Source organism: Pyxidicoccus caerfyrddinensis, assembly GCF_010894405.1.
GTDB classification, from domain to species: domain Bacteria; phylum Myxococcota; class Myxococcia; order Myxococcales; family Myxococcaceae; genus Myxococcus; species Myxococcus caerfyrddinensis.
The window spans coordinates 243,448-261,388 of the sequence record NZ_JAAIYA010000008.1; the positions used below are offsets into that span (position 1 = coordinate 243,448).

Annotated in this window: 15 protein-coding genes; all 15 read right to left on the bottom strand. The window is 70.5% G+C overall.

The annotated features are described in order from the left end of the window. Positions 1–14: 14 nt before the first annotated feature. The 15 genes from purB to G4D86_RS20790 all read right to left on the bottom strand — a co-directional run bounded on the left by purB (position 15) and on the right by G4D86_RS20790 (position 17,864). Complete coding sequence (gene purB, locus G4D86_RS20720) at positions 15–1,328, bottom strand: adenylosuccinate lyase (RefSeq protein ID WP_163995717.1); 1,314 nt, start codon at positions 1,326–1,328, stop codon at positions 15–17. Between the two features lie 226 nt (positions 1,329–1,554). Next, a complete protein-coding gene (locus tag G4D86_RS20725; RefSeq protein WP_163995718.1) occupies positions 1,555–4,077 on the bottom strand; it encodes a bifunctional serine/threonine-protein kinase/formylglycine-generating enzyme family protein in 2,523 nt (840 codons plus the stop codon). Between the two features lie 110 nt (positions 4,078–4,187). Then, a complete protein-coding gene (dut, locus tag G4D86_RS20730) occupies positions 4,188–4,643 on the bottom strand; it encodes a dUTP diphosphatase (RefSeq protein ID WP_163995719.1) in 456 nt (151 codons plus the stop codon). 47 nt (positions 4,644–4,690) lie between these two features. Beyond that, positions 4,691–5,704: a M23 family metallopeptidase gene (locus G4D86_RS20735; protein WP_163995720.1), complete on the bottom strand. Its 1,014-nt coding sequence runs from the start codon at positions 5,702–5,704 to the stop codon at positions 4,691–4,693. Positions 5,705–5,713: 9 nt separating this feature from the next. Continuing rightward, a complete protein-coding gene (locus G4D86_RS20740; RefSeq protein ID WP_163995721.1) occupies positions 5,714–6,511 on the bottom strand; it encodes a hypothetical protein in 798 nt (265 codons plus the stop codon). A 162-nt stretch (positions 6,512–6,673) separates the two neighbouring features. Further along, positions 6,674–8,842: a polyribonucleotide nucleotidyltransferase gene (pnp, locus tag G4D86_RS20745; RefSeq protein ID WP_163995722.1), complete on the bottom strand. Its 2,169-nt coding sequence runs from the start codon at positions 8,840–8,842 to the stop codon at positions 6,674–6,676. Between the two features lie 390 nt (positions 8,843–9,232). Further along, positions 9,233–9,505, bottom strand: coding sequence for a 30S ribosomal protein S15 (gene rpsO / locus G4D86_RS20750; RefSeq protein ID WP_163995723.1), 273 nt, complete (start codon positions 9,503–9,505; stop codon positions 9,233–9,235). 123 nt (positions 9,506–9,628) lie between these two features. Further along, on the bottom strand, positions 9,629–9,952 hold the full coding sequence (locus tag G4D86_RS20755; protein ID WP_163995724.1) for a MoaD/ThiS family protein: 324 nt from the start codon (positions 9,950–9,952) through the stop codon (positions 9,629–9,631). Position 9,953: 1 nt separating this feature from the next. Next, entirely contained in the window at positions 9,954–10,823 is an 870-nt protein-coding gene (gene truB / locus G4D86_RS20760; protein WP_163995725.1) for a tRNA pseudouridine(55) synthase TruB, read from the bottom strand. A 32-nt stretch (positions 10,824–10,855) separates the two neighbouring features. After that, entirely contained in the window at positions 10,856–11,215 is a 360-nt protein-coding gene (gene rbfA, locus G4D86_RS20765; protein WP_163995726.1) for a 30S ribosome-binding factor RbfA, read from the bottom strand. Then, positions 11,212–11,850 (bottom strand): DUF503 domain-containing protein, encoded by a 639-nt coding sequence (locus G4D86_RS20770; RefSeq protein ID WP_163995727.1) that lies wholly within the window; start codon positions 11,848–11,850, stop codon positions 11,212–11,214. Before G4D86_RS20770 ends, rbfA begins: the two co-directional genes overlap by 4 nt. A 111-nt stretch (positions 11,851–11,961) precedes the next feature. Then, the gene (gene infB, locus G4D86_RS20775) at positions 11,962–15,177 is read right to left on the bottom strand and encodes a translation initiation factor IF-2 (protein WP_163995728.1); all 3,216 of its coding nucleotides are present in this window, start codon (positions 15,175–15,177) and stop codon (positions 11,962–11,964) included. Positions 15,178–15,286: 109 nt separating this feature from the next. Next, positions 15,287–15,481, bottom strand: a complete 195-nt coding sequence (locus G4D86_RS53010; protein WP_240360376.1) for a DUF448 domain-containing protein — start codon at positions 15,479–15,481, stop codon at positions 15,287–15,289. Between the two features lie 134 nt (positions 15,482–15,615). After that, a complete protein-coding gene (gene nusA, locus G4D86_RS20785; protein WP_163995730.1) occupies positions 15,616–17,316 on the bottom strand; it encodes a transcription termination factor NusA in 1,701 nt (566 codons plus the stop codon). Between the two features lie 62 nt (positions 17,317–17,378). After that, positions 17,379–17,864 (bottom strand): ribosome maturation factor RimP, encoded by a 486-nt coding sequence (locus G4D86_RS20790; RefSeq protein ID WP_163995731.1) that lies wholly within the window; start codon positions 17,862–17,864, stop codon positions 17,379–17,381. Between the last annotated feature and the right edge of the window lie 77 nt (positions 17,865–17,941).

Here is a 17,941-nt window from a genome sequence, read left to right on the forward strand (position 1 = left end):
GTGACGGCCGGGGACTACTCGCTCCGGCCGAACACGCGGCGGAACACGTCGTCCATGTGGCGCGTGTGGTAGCCCGGGGAGAAGCAGTCGGAAATCTCCTCGGGCGTCATCATCTTCGCCAGGTCCGCGTCCGCGAGCAGGGCCTTGCGGAAGTCGGTGCCCTCCTCGTACAGCTTCATCGCGTTGCGCTGGACGATGACGTACGCGGCCTGCCGGTCCATGCCCTTGCGCGCCAGCTCCAGCAACAGCCGCTGCGAATTCACCACGCCGCCGAGCAGCTCCAGGTTCTTCTTCATCTGCTCCGGGTAGACGCGCAGGTCCTCCATCAGCCGCGCGAAGCGGACGAGCATGAAGTCCATGAGGATGGTGGCGTCCGGGCCGATGACGCGCTCCACGGACGAGTGCGAGATGTCCCGCTCGTGCCACAGCGCCACGTCCTCCATCGCGCTCACCGCGTAGCCGCGCAGCAGGCGCGCCAGGCCGGTGAGGTTCTCCGACAGAATCGGGTTGCGCTTGTGCGGCATCGCGCTGGAGCCCTTCTGCCCGGCGGTGAAGGGCTCCTCCGCCTCGCGCACCTCCGTGCGCTGCAGGTGGCGAATCTCCACCGCGAACTTCTCGATGCTGGAGCCCAGCAGCGCCAGCGCGGTGAAGAACTCCGCGTGCCTGTCGCGCTGCACCACCTGGCTGGAGGCCGGCGCCGGCTTGAGGCCCAGCTTGCGGCAGACGTGCTCCTCCACCGCCGGAGGCAGGTGCGCGAAGGTGCCCACCGCGCCGGAAATCTTGCCCACGGCGATGGTGTCGCGCGCGTGCTGCAGGCGCGTGCGGCCGCGGCGCAGCTCGTCGTACCAGATGGCCAGCTTGTGGCCGAAGGTGATGGGCTCGGCGTGGATGCCGTGGCTGCGGCCCATCTGGAGCGTGTGCTTGTGCTCGAAGGCGCGCTTCTCCACCGCGGCCATGACGCGCTCGAGGTCCTTGAGGATGAGGTCCAACGCGTCACGCAGCGTGAGACCCAGGGACGTGTCGAGCACGTCCGAGGACGTCATGCCCAGGTGCAGCCAGCGCGCGCTGGGCCCCACCCGCTCCTCCATGAAGGTGAGGAAGGCGATGACGTCGTGCTTGGTGGTGCGCTCGATTTCCTCAATCTTCGCGGCGTCGGCGGCGGTGAAGTCGCCCGCGCGCTGAACGCAGTCGGCCAGCGCCTCACGGGGAGCGAGCCCCGCCTCCACCATGCCCTCCAGCGCGGCGAGCTCCACGTCGCGCCAGCGGCGGTAGCGGGCCTCATCGGACCAGAGGGAGGACATCTCCTGTCGGCTGTATCGCGGAATCACGGGCAGACCTTCGCGGCAAGGTCCACCGCGCCGTGAGCCGGAGCCACTCCAGCACGGCGTCGGAGGACGGACCTGACTTCCTCGCGGCGGGTCCTACCCCTCCCGTCGCCCCACCGCCAGCGCTTCTGTTTGAAGCCTTTCGCTGGCGGTCAGGCGGGCGACGTCACACGGACTGTTGGCCACTGGCCGTGGGGCCCGGCGAGCGCGCCGCCCACAGCTCAGAAGCTCACGGCCTCGCGCCCGCGCAGCAGCGGAAGCCCAGCGAGCCCGAGCGCTCCGTCGGGGCGCCGTTCTTCCGGGCCGAGCAGCGCGACGCATAGTCCTGCCGGTTGAACGCGCCGCCCTTCTGCGTGAAGTCCACCTTGTCGAACTTCGTGGCCGTCCACTCCGCCACGTTGCCGGCCAGGTCCACCACGCCATAAGCGGAGCGGCAGTTCCTGAAGGCGCCGGAGGCCGCCAGCTTCCTGTCCACGCCCGCGGACGTCTTGGTGTTGCAGGCGTCTGCGTCGTACGGGTTGCCGTACGGGAAGCGGGCGTTGCCCGGGCCCTTGCAGGCCTTCTCCCACTCCTCCTCCGAGCACAGCCGCTTCCCCGCGCCTTCGCACAGGGCGCGAGCCTCCTCCCAGCTCACCTCCACCTTCGGCGCCTGCCCGGCCTGGTTGGGGTACTCGTACTCGTCGATGCAGAAGGTGGGCACCTGCAAGCTGGTGAGCGGGAGTTCGTCGAGGAACTTCATCGAGTCGTCCACCGACGTCCCCATCTTGAACGCGCCGCCACTCACGCGGCGCATCCCCGCGGGGCAGTCCCCCACGGGTGCGGCCACGGCGGAGGTCCCCTCCCCGGCGGAAGGAGCCATGCCCTCGCGCCCTGCCTGCCCGAGCGGGACGGGGCCTCCAGTGCCTCCCGAGGCCATCGCCTGCTGGCGCAGGCGCATCAGCACGTAGCCGCCGCCCAGGCCCAGGGCGAGGCCGCCCACGATGAGGAGCACCATCCACATGGTGGAGCGCGACTTCGACTTCGCCGCCCGCATGACCGGCTGCGTGGGCAGCGCGCCGATTCGCGGGGCGGAGCGCGCCGCGGACGTCGTCGGTGAGTCCAGGCGCCGCGCGCCCGAGCGGGCTCCCGACATCGTGGGCGAGGAGTCCAGCGTGCGCGGCCCGGAGCGTGCGCCGGAGACCGCGGGCGAGAGGTCCAGGGTGCGCGGCGCGGTCCGAGCGGCGGACACCGCCGGAGTGGCCTCCAGCGTCGGCATGCTGGCGCGGACGCCAGAGACCGAGGGCCCCGCGTCCTGGGTGGGCGCGCTGGAGCGAGCCGCCTCCGCCTCCATGCGCGCCGGGGCCCCCCGAGGCTGCGCGACAGGCATGGGTGCCGAGGGACGGGGCGACGCAACGGGGGGCACAGGCCCTGAAGGACGAGGCGCCGGGGGCGACATGGAAGGCACCGGTCCCGAGGGACGGGGCGCGGGGCCCGGAGGCGCCCTGGGCGCGGGCGGGGTGACGAACGGCAGGGCCTGTTCCGTCAGGCGCTGCGAGGGGTGTCCTCCGGCGCCAACCGTCGACGGGTGGGCGCCGCCCATGATGGCCGCCAGCGTCGCGGCATCCAGGGGCTGCGTGGCATCAGGCGGGGGCGGCTCCTCCTCCTCGGGAGGCAGCGGCCTTGGCGCGGCGACTCCGGGCGAGGCGACTCCGGGCGAGGCCGTCTCGAGAGGAATGGAGGGCATCATGCCGGTGGGCACCGGCGGGGGCGGCGGAGGCCGGGACGCGGCCTTTGCACTGGCGGACTGGGGCGAGCCCGGAGGCACGCGCTGCGCCGCCACGATGGCGGCCGGCGTGCGCGAGAGGATGCTGGCGAGCTCCGCGTGCAGCTCTCCCGCCGTCTTCGGGCGGGCCAGCGGGTTGGGGTTGAGCGCGCGCCGGTAGAGCGCCTCGAAGGACGTCGGCAGGTCCGGGTGGTGCATGGACAGCCCGGGGATGACGCCTTCTTCCGGGAGCAGCCCCGCGACGAGCTCGCCCAGGATGACGCCGAGCGAGTACACGTCCATGCGCGTGTCCAGCTCGCCCCCGGCGATGTACTCCGGGGCGATGTAGACGTCCGCGCGGTGGCCCTTCTGGGCCTGGACGAAGGGCAGGTGCGGCACCGCCAGCCCCAGCCCGTAGTCCGTCACCTTCAGCAGGTCCGGCAGGACGATGACGTTCTCCGGCTTGAGGTCGGAGTGCGGCCCGAAGCGGTGCGCGGCATCCAGCGCGGCGGCCATCTGCGCCACCAGCGGCTCCACGTCCTTCAGCGAGAAGAGCTGCCCGCGCGTCGCGCGCTGCTCCAGCATCCGCCGCAGCGTCATCCCCTCCAGCAGCTGCATGGTGAAGAAGGGCCGGTCCCCGTCCTGGCCCTCCTCGTACACACGCAGGAGGTTGGGATGGTTGAGCTTCTTGCCCACGCGCAGCGACAGCGAGAACTGGGTGCGCTCCTCCGGCTGCTGTACCAGGCGCGGGAGCACCGTCTTGAGGGCGAGCTCGACGTCAATCTCCTGGTCCTGGGCCCGGAAGACGAAGCCCATGGGGCCAGAGCCCACCACTTCCTGGATGGCGTAGCGGCCGGCGACGACGTCCCCCTGCTTGTAGGGAGCGCCCTCCAGTCCCCGCCTGCGCGCGGCGCCGGCCTGGGGGCGCGACGCCGCGTCGTACTTCAGCCCGCAGGTGGGACAGGTGTCTGTCGTCGGTGGGACGTGACTGCCGCAGCGGTGGCAAAGCAAAGCGGTGGGACTCCAGGGGCCAGTCGGGGGATGGCCACCACGGGGGGCGGCCTGCCCTCATATTCTGCCCGCTCCCCTGACAGCAAGGAACGACGAGCGGAGTCAGGAGTCTACCGGCCCGTGGAACCGAAGCCCCTTTCACCTCGCTCCGTGGCGTCCAGCACGTCCACCTCTTGCAACTCCACGGACGTGACGGGCGCCACGACCAGCTGCGCCACACGGTCGCCACGACGCAGCGTGAAGGGCTCCTGGGAGAGGTTGACGAGGATGACCTGCACCTCGCCCCGGTAGTCCGCGTCCACCGTCCCCGGCGCGTTGAGCAGCGTCACGCCGTGGCGCAGCGCCAGCCCCGAGCGGGGCCGCACCTGGCCCTCGTACCCGGGCGGCAGCGTGAGCGCGAGCCCCGTGGGCACCGCCAGCCGCTCCAGCGGCCCCAGCACGCGCTCGCCCTCGATGTCCGCGCGCAAGTCGAGCCCGGCAGCCAGCTCCGTCTCGTAGCGGGGCAGCGGCAGCGGGTCCGGGTGGGCGCGCACGCGACGCACCCTCACAATCAGCGGAGAGGCCATGTGCAACTTCATGCCACACCGACTCACCGGCGCCAGTTTCCGGCGGCTCAGGGCGTGAGGCCCTGGGCGGCCGCCGTGCGCAGCGCGGTGCGGAACTTCAGCGGGTCCATGGGCCGCGAGGCGAGCTCCAGCTGGTAGTGCAGGTGCGGCCCGGTGGAGCGGCCCGTGTTGCCCGAGCGGGCGATTAGCTGCCCGCGCTCCACCCGCTGCCCCACCGTCACCACCAGCTCCGAGTTGTGGCAGTACGCCGTCGTCACCCCGCGCCCGTGGTCCAACACGAGGACGCGGCCATTCACCGCGTCCTCGCTCGCGCGCCGCACCACGCCCGCGGACACCGCCACCACGGACGTCCCGGTGGGCACGCTCAGGTCCACGCCGGTGTGCATCTTCCGGGTGCCCAACACGGGGTGGAGGCGCTCGCCGAAGGGACTCGACACCCGCGCGCCCTCATGGACCGGCCACGCCAGGCCGAACGCGGTGGCCAGGGCCAGGGCCTGCGCCGCGCCCACGGATGCGCCCTCGAAGCCGGGAGGCAGCTGCCCCGCCAGCCGCTCCAGCGTGGGCACCCCACCCTCCGCCGTCACCCGCTCCAGCGCGTAGCGCGCGGGCACCCGGCCCGCGAACAGCGCCGTCAGCCGCGCCTCGTCCCCGGGGAAGTCCGCCTCCAGCGCCGCATGCAGCTTCTTCGCGGCGTCCGGCCCCTCGCCCGCGTCGAGCAGCGCCGTGGAGGACACGCCCAGCTCCGTGGCCAGCGCCAGCACGGGCTGCCGGGCGCGCACGTCCAGGCCCTTGAGCGCCAGGTGCGTGCCCCAGGCCAGCGCCTCCGCGTCCGTCAGCGGCCTCGCCAGCGGCGCCTCGGGCGCCACCAGGGGCTCGGACAGCGACGTGCCCGTCATGCCGTCGTAGTACGCGAGCAGCGGGCGCGCGGTGCTGCGCGTCCCGGTGGCCCACGCCGCGCCCCGGCGCACCAGCGCGCCCGCGGGCGTGTGGTGGTACGCCGCCCACAAGCACAGCACCGCCATGCAGAAGTCCAGCAAGCCTTTCGCGCGACTCGGGAACATGGGGCCTCGTCAGCGCAGGAAGGACAGCACCGGAGACGCATCCAACACGGCCGCCACCGCCAGCGGCACCACCACCGCGCACCCCACCAGCCCGCGGCGGAAGGCCCCCTTCCCTCCGTCCTCCTCACAGGCCGCGTCCGCGGCCTGCAGGTTGCGCAGCACCGCGCGCCACCCCAGCGACACGAGCACGCCCAGCAGTGTGCCCAGGGCCAGCCCCCGTGCCGCCACGTCCGCCGCGCTGTCACCCATCAGCTCGCGCCAGGAGAGGTACACGGTGCCCTGGACGAGCCGCGCCACCGCGCACGCCCCCGCCAGCGCTACCGCCGCCGTGGCCAGCGGCCGCAGCCACCGCATGGGCGTGGGCCGGCGCAGGCACCGCGTCCACAGCGCGCGCCACGAGGGCCGCGCCTCCTGCTGCCCCATCGCCGCGCGCCAGGCCTCCGCCGGCACGGGCGCCCGTACTTCCCGGTAGCCGAGCGCGGGCAGGGCCAGCACGAGGTCCGCGGACAGCTCCCACGCCAGCGCGAGCATGCGGGCCAGCCGGGTGCGCGACTCCAGCGACAGCCACTCCACCATGGGCGCGGTGACGTCGTAGCGGCCCACCAGCGCGTCGAAGAGTGAGTCCGCCCGGTCCACCACCGCCAGCAGCCGGTCGTCCAGCGTGTCCGCCGCGGAGTGGACGCCCACGGCCACCAGCGCCAGCAGCCCCAGCGGCATGAAGGCCCACCGGAAGCCACCGAGGAAGCGGGACACGTCGGCGATGAAGTTCGAGGACGGCGGCGAGGCGGCGGGCGGTCGGGGCGGCACGAGGCCTCCAGGACGGGGCTCGCACCTCCAACGCACGGCCCCCTGCCCCCGGTCTAAGCCATCCGCGCCAGAAACGAAAACGCCCCCTCCCGCGCGGTGGCGGAAGGAGGCGTCATCCGCTCAGGCCCTCACGGGCCCGAGCCGTCCGGCGTCAGGCCCTGTTCAGGCCTTGGCGTCCGGCTGGGTGGCCTCGGGGGCCTGCTGCGCGGGAAGGCCGTCACCGGCCGGCTGCTGCGCCGCCGCGCGCTCCGCCATCGCCTCCTTGCGGGACAGGCGGATCTTGCCCGTCTTGTCGATGCTGACCACCTTCACCAGCACCTCGTCGCCCTCCTTCAGCACGTCGGACACGCTCTTGACGCGCTTGTCGGACAGCTCGGAGATGTGGATGAGGCCGTCGGTGCCGGGGAACAGCTCCACGAAGGCGCCGAACTCGGCAATCTTGCGCACCGTGCCCGTGTAGACCTTGCCGATCTCCGCCTCGCGCGTGAGCGCCTGAATCATGGCGATGGCGGCCTTCACCGCGTCGCCGTTGGCGCTGGCGATGTCCACGCGGCCGGAGTCCTCGATGTTAATCGCGGCGCCGGTGCGGGCGATGATGTCCTTGATGACCTTGCCGCCCGGCCCGATGACGTTCTTGATGAACTCGGGACGAATCTGGATGGTGGTGATGCGCGGCGCGTACTGGCTGATCTCCTTGCGGGGAGTGGCCAGCGACTTGAGCATCTCACCCAGGATGTGGATGCGGCCCTGACGCGCCTGCTCCAGCGCGCGGCTCATGATCTCCGTGGTGAGGCCGGTGATCTTGATGTCCATCTGGATGGAGGTGATGCCCTTCGTGGTGCCGCACACCTTGAAGTCCATGTCGCCCAGGTGGTCCTCGTCACCGAGGATGTCCGAGAGGATGGCGACCTTGTCGCCCTCCTTCACCAGGCCCATGGCGATGCCCGCCACCGGGGACTTGATGGGGACGCCCGCGTCCATCAGCGCCAGCGTGCCGCCGCAGACGGAGGCCATGGACGAGGAGCCGTTGGACTCCAGGATGTCCGACACCAGGCGCACCGTGTACGGGAACGACTCGCTCTTGGGCACCATGTTGCGCAGCGCGCGCTCCGCCAGCGCACCGTGGCCGACTTCACGGCGGCCCGGGCCGCGCAGCGGCTTCGTCTCGTTCACGCTGAACGGGGGGAAGTTGTAGTGCAGCATGAAGCGCTTGAAGGCCATGCCGCCCAGCATCTCCAGGCGCTGCTCGTCGTCGCTGGTGCCCAGCGTGGCCACCACGAGCGCCTGCGTCTCGCCGCGGGTGAAGAGCGCGCTGCCGTGCGTGCGGGGCAGCACGCCGACCTCACACGTAATCGCGCGCACCACGTCGTGCCCGCGCGCACCGATGCGGCCACCGTTGACCGTCATCTCGCGCATGTGCTCGTACTTCAGGTCCTCCACCACCGCCTTGGCGTGCTTCTCCACCAGCGGGGTGTAGCCGTCGCCCAGCTGCTCCTTGAGCTTCGCGAGCGCCTCCTTCTTCGCCTTGGAGAGCGCGTCGTAGCGGGCACCCTTCTCCTTGATGCCATAGCCGGCCTTGATGGCGTCCATCGCCAGCTCGCGCACCTTGGCGCGCAGGCCCTCGTCCACCGCGGCGGGCTTGTCGAAGGAGCGCACCTGCTTCTTCAGCTCGCGGCGCAGCTCGTCCTGCATGTCCAGCGCGGGCTGCGCCGTCTTGAAGCCGAACTCGAGCGCGGCCACCATGTCCGCCTCGGACACCTCTTCCGCGCCGCCCTCGACCATGACGATGGCCTCGCGGCTGACGGCCATGACCAGGTCCAGGTCGCTCTGCTCACGCTGCTTCGAGGTGGGGTTGGCGACGAACTGACCGCCGACGCGGCCCACGCGGATGCCGGCGAGGGGACCGTTGAACGGGATGTCCGACACCCAGAGCGCCGCGGAGGCGCCGGTGATGCCGTGGATGTCACCCTCGTTGTCCGGGTCCGAGGAGATGACGCTGGCGATGACCTGCGTCTCGTACGCGTAGCCTTCCGGGAACAGCGGGCGCAGGGAGCGGTCGACGAGGCGGCTGGCCAGCGTCTCCTTCTCCGTCAGGCGGCCCTCGCGCTTGAAGTAGCTGCCGGGGATGCGGCCCGCCGAGTACAGCTTCTCCTGGTACTCCACCGTGAGGGGGAGGAAGTCGATGTCCTTCTTCTCCCGCGCGCTCACCGCCGTCACGAGCAGCATGGTGTCGCCGTAGCGCACCACCACGGAGCCGTCGGCCTGCTTCGCCATGCGGCCCACTTCAATGCTCAGCTCGCTCTCACCAATCTTGACGCTCTTCTTCAGCATGTCCGTGCCTCTGGGTACTTCAGGGGCGAGGACCCCACCGCACGCACCCGGCCCGCAAATGGGGCCAGGCACCCCGGGAGGGCCCTCGGGGTGTATGAGCGGTCGCCAGGGCCTGGGACAGGCGCACGACAGGCAACCGCCAGCCTGTACTGCGGAGGGCGCTTGCGGAGCGCCGGAGGGATGTCTCGGAACTTTTGATCCCTGATCGCACCGGCTGACCCCTGGGTCAGCCGGTCCGAACGGAAACCAAAACCTCCGACGGCACCACTCCCTTGCCCGCCACCACCCACCGCGCTTCTACAACGTCACTTCCAAACCACTTCCTACCGCCTACGTCTTAAACACGCGGGGCGCTGGTTGCTGCCAGCGCCCCGTGTGCTGCTCCGCTGACTACTTGCGGATGCCGAGCCCCTCGATGAGCTTCTTGTACCGGGTGACATCCTTGGACTTGAGGTAGTCCAGCAGCCGGCGACGCTGACCGACCAGCTTCAGCAGACCGCGCCGGGAGTGGTGGTCCTTCTTGTGCGTCTTGAAGTGCTCGGTGAGCATGTTGATGCGCTCGGACAGCAGCGCCACCTGCACCTCGGGAGAGCCGGTGTCCGTCTCATGCGTCCGGAACTTCGCCACCAGCTCCGTCTTGCGCTCGGTATGCAATGCCGACATGTGTTGCTTCCTTCGCCCACTCCGGTGGAAGACTGCTCGAGTCACCACGGTCCGCGGAGGGGTACAGACCGGGTCTCGTCCTTCTAACGGCGGGGGGGCTTATAAGCTCCGCCCCCCACAGGGTCAACCTTCGACGCCTGCCTGCCGAGCGCCTGGCGTCCTCGACAGTGCGAAGAAATACAGCTTCAGGCCGGCGGATAGTCCCCCGCCCCCGTGGGCCAGCTCCTCGCTCGCCCGCTCGTCCAGGGCGATGTGGAGGTACAGGCCCTGCCCGCCCCGCTCCCCCGCCAGGTACTGCCGGACGCGGGGGTAGAGCTGGAAGAGGGACTCCAGCACGTCGCCCACGCTGCCGCTGGCGGGCAGGCCCAGGCTCAGCTCGCGGCGGCCCTCGAAGGCGCCTCGCAGCGCGGGAGCCACCACCACCGTGACTTCGCCGGCACGCGCCACGCTAGACGAGCACTCGAAGGTAGCGCAGCCGTCCGGCCACCACTTCGGCCACCGCCAGCAGCGCGCCGTCCGGGCCCATGACGCGCACCCGGCCGGGCCGCCCCGCGGGCACCTCCACCGGCACGCCGTGCGACACCCGCTGGGCCTCCGCCGCGCTCACACGCACCTCGGGCAACTCCACCAGCGCGTCCGCCATGGACACCAGCCGCGGCGCCAGCGCGCCCTCCTTCGCCAGGGCCGGCAGGTCCGCCAGTGGCAGCGCCTGGGCCAGGGTGAAGGGGCCGCTGTGCGTGCGCCGCAGGGCCTCCAGGTGGGCACCGCAGCCCAGCGCGCGGCCCAGGTCGAAGGCCAGCGTGCGCACGAAGAAGCCCTTGGAGCAGCGCACCGACAGCTGCAGCCGGTCCGCGGAGTAGTCGCGCAGCACCAGCTCGTAGACGGTGACGTGGCGGGCGGCCCGCTCCACCTCCTCGCCGGCGCGCGCCAGCTCGTACAGCCGCTTCCCGGCCACCTTCACCGCCGAGTACATGGGCGGCACCTGGTCGAAGGAGCCCCGGAAGCGCGCCAGCGCGGACTCCAGCAGGGCGGGCGTCAGCGGCGGCACGGGCGCCCGGGCCGTCACCTGGCCCTGCGCGTCCTGCGTGTCCGTCTCCGCGCCCAGGCGCACCGTGGCGTCGTAGGCCTTGTCGCCCTCGGTGATGAAGCCCGCCACCTTGGTGGCCTCACCCAGGCATAGCGGCAGCACGCCGGTGGCCATCGGGTCCAACGTCCCCGTGTGGCCCACCTTCTTCAGCTTGAGCAGCGAACGCACCTGTCGCACCACGTCAAAAGACGTGGGGCCCGAGGGCTTGTCGATGACCAGGACGCCGTCCATGTCACGCCAATATTGTGGGCCCGGGGCTGGAACTACCAGCCTTCCTTGCTCCGGACCTCGCGAAGGAGACGGTCAATCTTGTCACCCTCTCCCACGGACTCGTCGAAGGAGAAGAAGATTTCGGGCGACACGCGCAGGTTGACGGTGGACGTCACCTCGCGACGCACGAAGCCCTTGGCGGCCTCCAGCCCCTTCTGCGTGTCGGCACGCTCCTGCTCGGTGCCAATCATCGAATAGAAGACCTTGGCCACGCGAAGGTCCGGAGAGACCTTCACGCCCGTAATCGTGATGTAGCCGATGCGCGGGTCCCTCAGCATGCCCCGGGCGAGCAGGTCGCCGATGGCCGCCTGGATTTCCTGTCCCACGCGCTCCGGTCGGGAATGCGTCGTCATTTCTTCTCCCAGTCTCGCGGATTGCGCAGGGTGCGGGCCCGGGCCCGCGCCTCATCCAAGGTCATCCGTCCACCGCCCGACGGAGACGGGCGGCCCATTGCGGGGCCCCCCTCGTTGTCGCCTTCATGCCGGCGCTCCCACTCCCCCAGCCCCTCCGCCTCCGCCAGCGACGCCTTGTCACCCCTCAGGAAGCGGGCGATGGCGGCCTCCGACTGCGCCGCCGCATCCTCGGGCGAGGCCTCCGCGTCAAAGGAGTCCTCGTCACCGTCCTCTTCGTCAGCTGAAGCCATGCGCGGAGACGGACTCCGGCCGGGCGAGCGGGTGGCCCCGCCGGAGAACAGCTGGTCCCCGAAGCCGAGGATCTCCGTCTCCCGCGCCATCAGCGGGGCGACGTACATCTCCTCGATGAAGTGGATGACCTTCTCCAATTGCTCGTCCACGTGGCGGCGGTCATTCCCCACCACCGCGAGGGCGAGCGCGGCCTTCTGCCAGAGATCCTGATCATCGACCTCGGCCATGGCCACGTTGAAACGGGCCTTCACCCGGTCCGTCACCCGGCGGAGCACCTGCCGCTTGGACTTGAGCGACCCGCTGTCCGGAATCTGGAGGGTGAGGCGTGCGACACCTACGAACATGGAAGTCCCCCAGCCACCGGCGGACGCGCCACGAAGGGCGGCCACCGGGGCATCAGCGCCCTGGGAAGATGGGGTCTTCCCAGGGGTTCAGGGAGGGCACTGGACTGTCGACTACGTGAGGCTCTGACGAGTCTCTTCGATCTCGTAGGCCTCGATGATGTCACCGGGCTTGAGGTCGTTGAAGTTCTCGATGCCGATACCGCACTCGAAGCCCTGCGCGACCTCCTTGACGTCGTCCTTGAAGCGCCGCAGCGACGCCATCTTCCCGGAGAACAGCTGCTTGTTCTCGCGCATGAGCCGCACGAACGAGCCGCGCTTGATGACACCGTCCAGCACCGCCGCGCCGGCGATGGTGCCCAGGCGGGGCACGTTGAAGGTGTTGCGCACCTCCGCGCGACCCAGCTTGCGCTCGGTGCGGATGGGCTCCAGCAGCCCCTCCATGTCCTCGCGCACACCGTCGATGAGCTCGTAGATGATGGAGTAGCTGCGCAGCGTCACGTCCTGCGCCTTGGCCGCGGCCTCGGCACCGGACTCGGGGTTGACGTTGAAGCCCAGCACGACGCCCTTGGAGGCCGCCGCCCGCATCACGTCGCCCTCGGTGATGGCGCCCACGCCCGAGTGGATGATCTCCACCTTGACCTTGTGCGTGGAGAGCTTCTGCACCGCCTGCTTGACGGCCTCGGCCGAGCCCTGCACGTCCGCCTTGATGACGACGCGCAGTTCCTTGGGACCGCCGCCCGCCTTCGTCTTGGCGAACAGCTGCTCCAGGGACTCGCGGCTGACCTTGCTGAGCTCGGTCTGCCGGTCCTTCATGTTGCGGTGCTCGGCGATCTGCTTGGCCGCCTTCTCGTCCGCCACCACGTTGATGGCGTCACCCGCGCTCGGCACGCCGGACAGACCGACGACCTCGGCGCAGTAGCCGGGCTTCACTTCCTTGACCTGCTCGCCGCGGCTGTTCGTCATGGCGCGGACACGGCCGTAGTGCGCGCCGGTGACGACGGCGTCGCCCAGCTTCAGCGTGCCCTCCTGCACCAGAATCGTGGCCACCGGCCCGCGGCCGCGGTCCAGCTTCGCCTCGATGATGGCGCCCACCGACGGACGGCTCGGGTTGGCCGTCAGCTCGAGCACCTCGGCCTGGAGGGCCAGGTTCTCCAGCAGCAGCTCCAGGTTCTCCTTCGTCTTCGCGGAGACCGGCACCATGATGGTGTCGCCGCCCCACTCTTCCGGCACGAGCTCGTGGGTGGCCAGGTCCTTCTTCACGCGGTCCAGGTTGGCGCCCGGCACGTCCATCTTGTTGATGGCGACGACGATGGGGACTTCCGCCGCCTTGGCGTGCTTGATGGCCTCCACCGTCTGGGGCATCACGCCGTCGTCCGCGGCGACCACCAACACCACGATGTCCGTCACGTCGGCGCCACGGGCGCGCATGGACGTGAAGGCCTCGTGGCCCGGCGTGTCGAGGAACGTGACGTCGCCGCGCGCCGTGGAGATGCTGTACGCGCCGATGTGCTGGGTGATGCCGCCCGCCTCGCCCGCGGCCACGTTGGCCTTGCGGATGGCGTCCAGGAGGCTCGTCTTGCCGTGGTCGACGTGGCCCATGATGGTGACGACCGGCGGACGGGGACGCTCGTCCTCGGGACGGGCCTCCACCTCGGGCAGGTAGTCCTCCACCTCGAAGCCGACGCGGTCGATCTTCCAGCCGTAGTCGGTGGCCAGCATCTCCGCGGTGTCCGCGTCCACCATCTGGTTGGCCGTGGCCATCTTCCCCAGGCCCATCAGCTTCTTGATGATGTCCGCGCTGCGCACACCCATGCGCTGGCCCAGGTCGGACACGCTGATGCCCTCCTGCAGCTTGATGACCTTCTTCTCCTCGGCCATCTGGGTGATTTGAGTCTTGGCGCCCTTCTTCGTGGGCTTCTTCTTCTTGCCACGGATGGGGATGGTGACGCGGCCCCAGACCATGTCCGTCAGTTCCTGCTTGGACACGCTGGTCGTATCGCCACTGGTGCGCTTGCGCTGGCCCCGCTCCTTGTTCTTGGAGACGTCCACCAGCTCGCGGCCCCGGCCCAGGTGGTCCGGAACGACCTTGTACTCACGCCGCTCGGGGATGCCGTTGCGGCCCGGCGCCATGGGGTACTGCTTGGCCTGGCCGGCCGTGGGCGTCACGCGGCGCACCTGGATGAGCGGGCGCGAGATGACGACGGCCTGGGTGGCCGTGGGACGGGCAGGGCCGCCCGCAGTGGGCGTCACCTGGGCGTGGGGCACGCCGCCCACCATGATGGTGGGACCCGCGGGAGCCGCCGTGCCGCCGGCCGAAGCCTGGGCACCGACACCCGGCGCGCCGGTGGGACGCACCGGCGGCTGACCCGGACGCGCGCCCGGACCCTGATACGTCTGCCCCTGATAGCTGGGACGACCGCCCGGGCCACCGGGACGGCCACCCGGGCCGCCCGGACCACCGGGACGGCCACCCGGGCCGCCCGGACCCCCGGGACGGCCACCCGGGCCACCCGGACCCCCGGGACGGCCACCCGGACCGCCCGGGCCTCCGGGACGACCACCGCCTGGACCACCACGCTGGACATAGCCCGGGCCACGGGACACGACAGTTGCGGACGTCGAAGGGCTCGAAGGCGTCCGGACAGTCGGCGGGACCGGTGAGCGAGGGGGGGGTTGGGGCAAGGTGGAGCGCTCCTGGGCTGGGGAAGTGGGCTGCGCGCCGGCAGGAGGCTGCACGGCGGCGCGGGGTGCCTCGACCGGAGCCCTGGGGGCCTCGGCAGCGGGCGTGGACGGAGCCGCGACGGCGGCGGGGGCCTGAGGGGCCTCCGCGACAGGCGCGGGCTGCTGCGGGGTGGCGGCGACGGCGGGAGCCTCCGGAACCTCCGGGGCGGCCTCCACCGGCTTCGACTCAACAGCCCTCGGCGCCTCGACAGGGGCCTGGGATGCCTCGACGACGGGAGCCGACGGCGGCTCCTCGGCCCGGTAGGCGGCCGGAGGCGCTTCGTATGCCGCGGGAGGCGGCTCGTACTGCGAATGGTCGTACTGCTGGCCTTCGCCCGCCTCCGCGGACGCACCACCAGCGGGCGCGCCCACCTTGCGGCGGACGACGAACCCCTTCGCCGTCACGGGCGGCGCGGCCTGCTTCGGCTTGCGCTTGTCCAGGATCTTCTGGACGGCGGCGGTCGCCTGGTCGTCATCGAGTGAAGACGAGTGGCTCTTGACGTCGTAACCGAGCGCAGAAAGCTCGTTTACGACCTCCTTGTTGTCGAGCTCAATGCCGTGGCCCTTGAGCTCCTTGGCGATTTCATGGACGCGCTTCTTCGACATATTGCCCTTGTTGGCCTTCTGCTCCGCCGGCTTCCGGGGCGCAGTACCCTAGTCCAAACCCGAAAATGTGTGCGAGTGGTCCTTAACACCCACTCCCCCCCCACACCCCTTAGCTCTCCGTCCCCAGCACCCACGCCTGCCCGAGCTGCGACGGGTCAACCTGCCCCGCCTTGCCGCGAAAGGCCCTTCCGAAGGCCTTCCGCTTCAGCGCCGCCGTCAGACAACCGGCACCGCACAGGTAGGCGCCCCGTCCTGGCAGCCGCCGTGCCCTGTCCACCTCGATGGCGCCCCCAGGCCCTATCACGAACCGGGTGAGCTCCGCCTGCGGTCGCTTGGACCCGCATCCGACGCACATCCGGACCGGACCTGACTCCGCGCTCTGCTCTCCCGACGCCTTGCGGCCTGACGGGCGCCCCACGTTCCCTTCCTTCCCCTAGCTTACGGCGACTTGGTGGCTTCCGCGCCACCGTCCAGGGTCGCCGTCATCGTGCCACGCTCGGCGTTCAGCTCCGCGCGCAGCTTCGCCTCCTCCACGAGGTAGTTCTCCGCCGCGCTCTTCAGCTGGCGGGCCTTCTTGATTCCCACACCCGGCACGTCGCCCAGCTTCGCCAGGTCCTTCTCGTTGGCGATGTCCTCCACCGACTTGTAGCCGGCGAGGATGAGCTGCTCGATGGTCTTCTCGCCGACGCCCCTGACACGCGCCATGCGCTCGGACTGGTTGAGCTCGTCCGGATGGCGCCGGGCCTCGGCCAACCGGGCCTGCTCCCTTTCATAATCCATGCGCGACAGCTCCGCCTGATCCTCCACCATGCGCTTGCGCGCGGCCTCCTGCATGGAGGGGATGCGGGCGGGGTCGATGCCGGGCATCTGCGCCAGCATCTCCGGATTCGCGTCCGCGATGTCCCGCGCCTGACGGAAGCCGTGGGCGTAGAGCGTCTCCACCAGCATCTCGTTGATGCCCGGCAGCGAGCCCAGCGAGCGGCTGGCGAACTCGCGCAGCTCCCGCACCCGGCTCTCGCTGTTGATGTCCAGCTTCCAGCCCGTGAGCTGGGCCGCCAGGCGCACGTTCTGCCCGCGCCGGCCGATGGCGAGGCTGAGCTGGTCGTCGGGGACGATGAGCTCCATGGCGTGGTTGGCCTCGTCGATGATGACGCGGCTGACCTCCGCGGGGGCCAGCGCCGAGCACACGAAGCGGGCCGGGTCCTCGTCGAAGGGGACGATGTCGATCTTCTCGCCGCGCAGCTCCTGCACCACCGCCTGCACGCGGCTGCCCTTCATGCCCACGCACGCGCCCACCGGGTCCACGTCCGAGTCCCGGCTGGAGACGGCGATCTTCGCGCGGCCACCCGGCTCGCGCGCCGCCGCCTCGATGACGACGATGCCCTCGGCGATTTCGGGCACCTCCATCTCGAACAGCTTGGTGAGCAGGTTGACGGAGGCGCGGCTGAGGACGATCTGCGGGCCCTTGGACTCGCGCAGCACGTCCAGCACGTAGGCCTGCACGCGGTCGCCGGGGCGGTACGTCTCGCGCGGCACCTGCTCGCGCACCGGCAGCACGGCCTCGGCGCGGCCCAGGTCCACGATGATGTTGCCGCGCTCGAACCGGCGGGCGATGCCGGTGACGATCTCGTTCTTGCGGTCCTTGTACTCGTTGAAGACGTTCTCGCGCTCCGCGTCACGCGTGCGCTGCAGGATGACCTGCTTGGCCGTCTGCGCGGCGATGCGGCCGAAGCCGCGGCGGAAGGTCTTCAGGCGGAGGATGTCGCCGTACTGGTCGTCCTGCGCCTTGGCCTCGGCGGCGTCCTCGTCGCGGTAGAAGATCTGGAAGACGAGCTCGTCCCCGGACTCCACTTCCATGCCCTTGCGGTGCGCCTCGGCCGTGGTGATCTGGTTGACCGCCTGGACGGGGTCGACGATTTCGTCCATCACCGTGATGGCCTGGAACAGCTCCACGACGCCCTTGTCGGGGTCGTACTTGGCCTCGAGCTCGCGGTCCTGACCAAAGTGCTTCTTGGCCGCGGTCTTCATCGCGTCTTCGAGGGTGGCAATCAGCACAGCCCGGTCGATGCCCTTGTCCTTGGCGACCTGGTCGAGGACGAGGTTGAGGTTGACGGTCGGGTTGGCTTGTTGCGTGGCCATGGTGTTCTCCTAAAAGGGTCCACGGGCGTCCCCGCTCGGAGGGGCGCCCTGTATGTCGACGTCTAGAACTCGAACTCCAGGTTCGCCTTCGCGATGTCCTTGAAGAGGATGTGGAAGGCTCCGGCGCCTTCCACCTCCACCGAGATGCCGTCGCCCGCCACCTCGGTCAGCGTGCCGGTGAAGTTCTTGCGCGGGGGCTCACCCAGCGGCCCGAACGTCTTCACCTTCACCTTCTGTCCCTTCACCCGCTCGAAGTGCGCCGGCTTCTTCAGCGGCCGGTTCACTCCAGGGCTGGAGACCTCCAGGCTGTACTCGTGGGGGACCAGGTCCTCCACGTCGAGCGCGGGGTCCACCGCACGCGACACCTGGGTGCAGTCTTCCAACCCCACCCGCCCGCCCGGCTTGTCGATGAACAACCGGAGGACCCAGCCCTCGCGCTCCCGGAGGAATTCCAGGTCCACGAGCTCCAGGCCTTCACCCGCGACGATGGGCTCGAGCAGGGACATGGCCCGCTCCTCCACCGTCTGCTTGAGGTTCTTCTCCGACATATCCGGGAAACAGGTCTCCAAAAACGCGAAAAGCGGGCACGCGGCCCACTTTTCGAGGTCCATCATCGAAAAATGTG

Excerpts from the sequence above, each read along its gene's own strand:
- G4D86_RS20790 (WP_163995731.1), bottom strand. The coding sequence starts at position 17,864 with ATGTCGGAGAAGAACCTCAAGCAGACGGTGGAGGAGCGGGCCATGTCC.
- infB (WP_163995728.1), bottom strand. The coding sequence starts at position 15,177 with ATGTCGAAGAAGCGCGTCCATGAAATCGCCAAGGAGCTCAAGGGCCAC.
- G4D86_RS20735 (WP_163995720.1), bottom strand. The coding sequence starts at position 5,704 with ATGTTCCCGAGTCGCGCGAAAGGCTTGCTGGACTTCTGCATGGCGGTG.
- pnp (WP_163995722.1), bottom strand. The coding sequence starts at position 8,842 with ATGCTGAAGAAGAGCGTCAAGATTGGTGAGAGCGAGCTGAGCATTGAA.
- nusA (WP_163995730.1), bottom strand. The coding sequence starts at position 17,316 with ATGGCCACGCAACAAGCCAACCCGACCGTCAACCTCAACCTCGTCCTC.
- dut (WP_163995719.1), bottom strand. The coding sequence starts at position 4,643 with ATGGCCTCTCCGCTGATTGTGAGGGTGCGTCGCGTGCGCGCCCACCCG.
- G4D86_RS20770 (WP_163995727.1), bottom strand. The coding sequence starts at position 11,850 with ATGTTCGTAGGTGTCGCACGCCTCACCCTCCAGATTCCGGACAGCGGG.
- rbfA (WP_163995726.1), bottom strand. The coding sequence starts at position 11,215 with ATGACGACGCATTCCCGACCGGAGCGCGTGGGACAGGAAATCCAGGCG.
- truB (WP_163995725.1), bottom strand. The coding sequence starts at position 10,823 with ATGGACGGCGTCCTGGTCATCGACAAGCCCTCGGGCCCCACGTCTTTT.
- rpsO (WP_163995723.1), bottom strand. The coding sequence starts at position 9,505 with ATGTCGGCATTGCATACCGAGCGCAAGACGGAGCTGGTGGCGAAGTTC.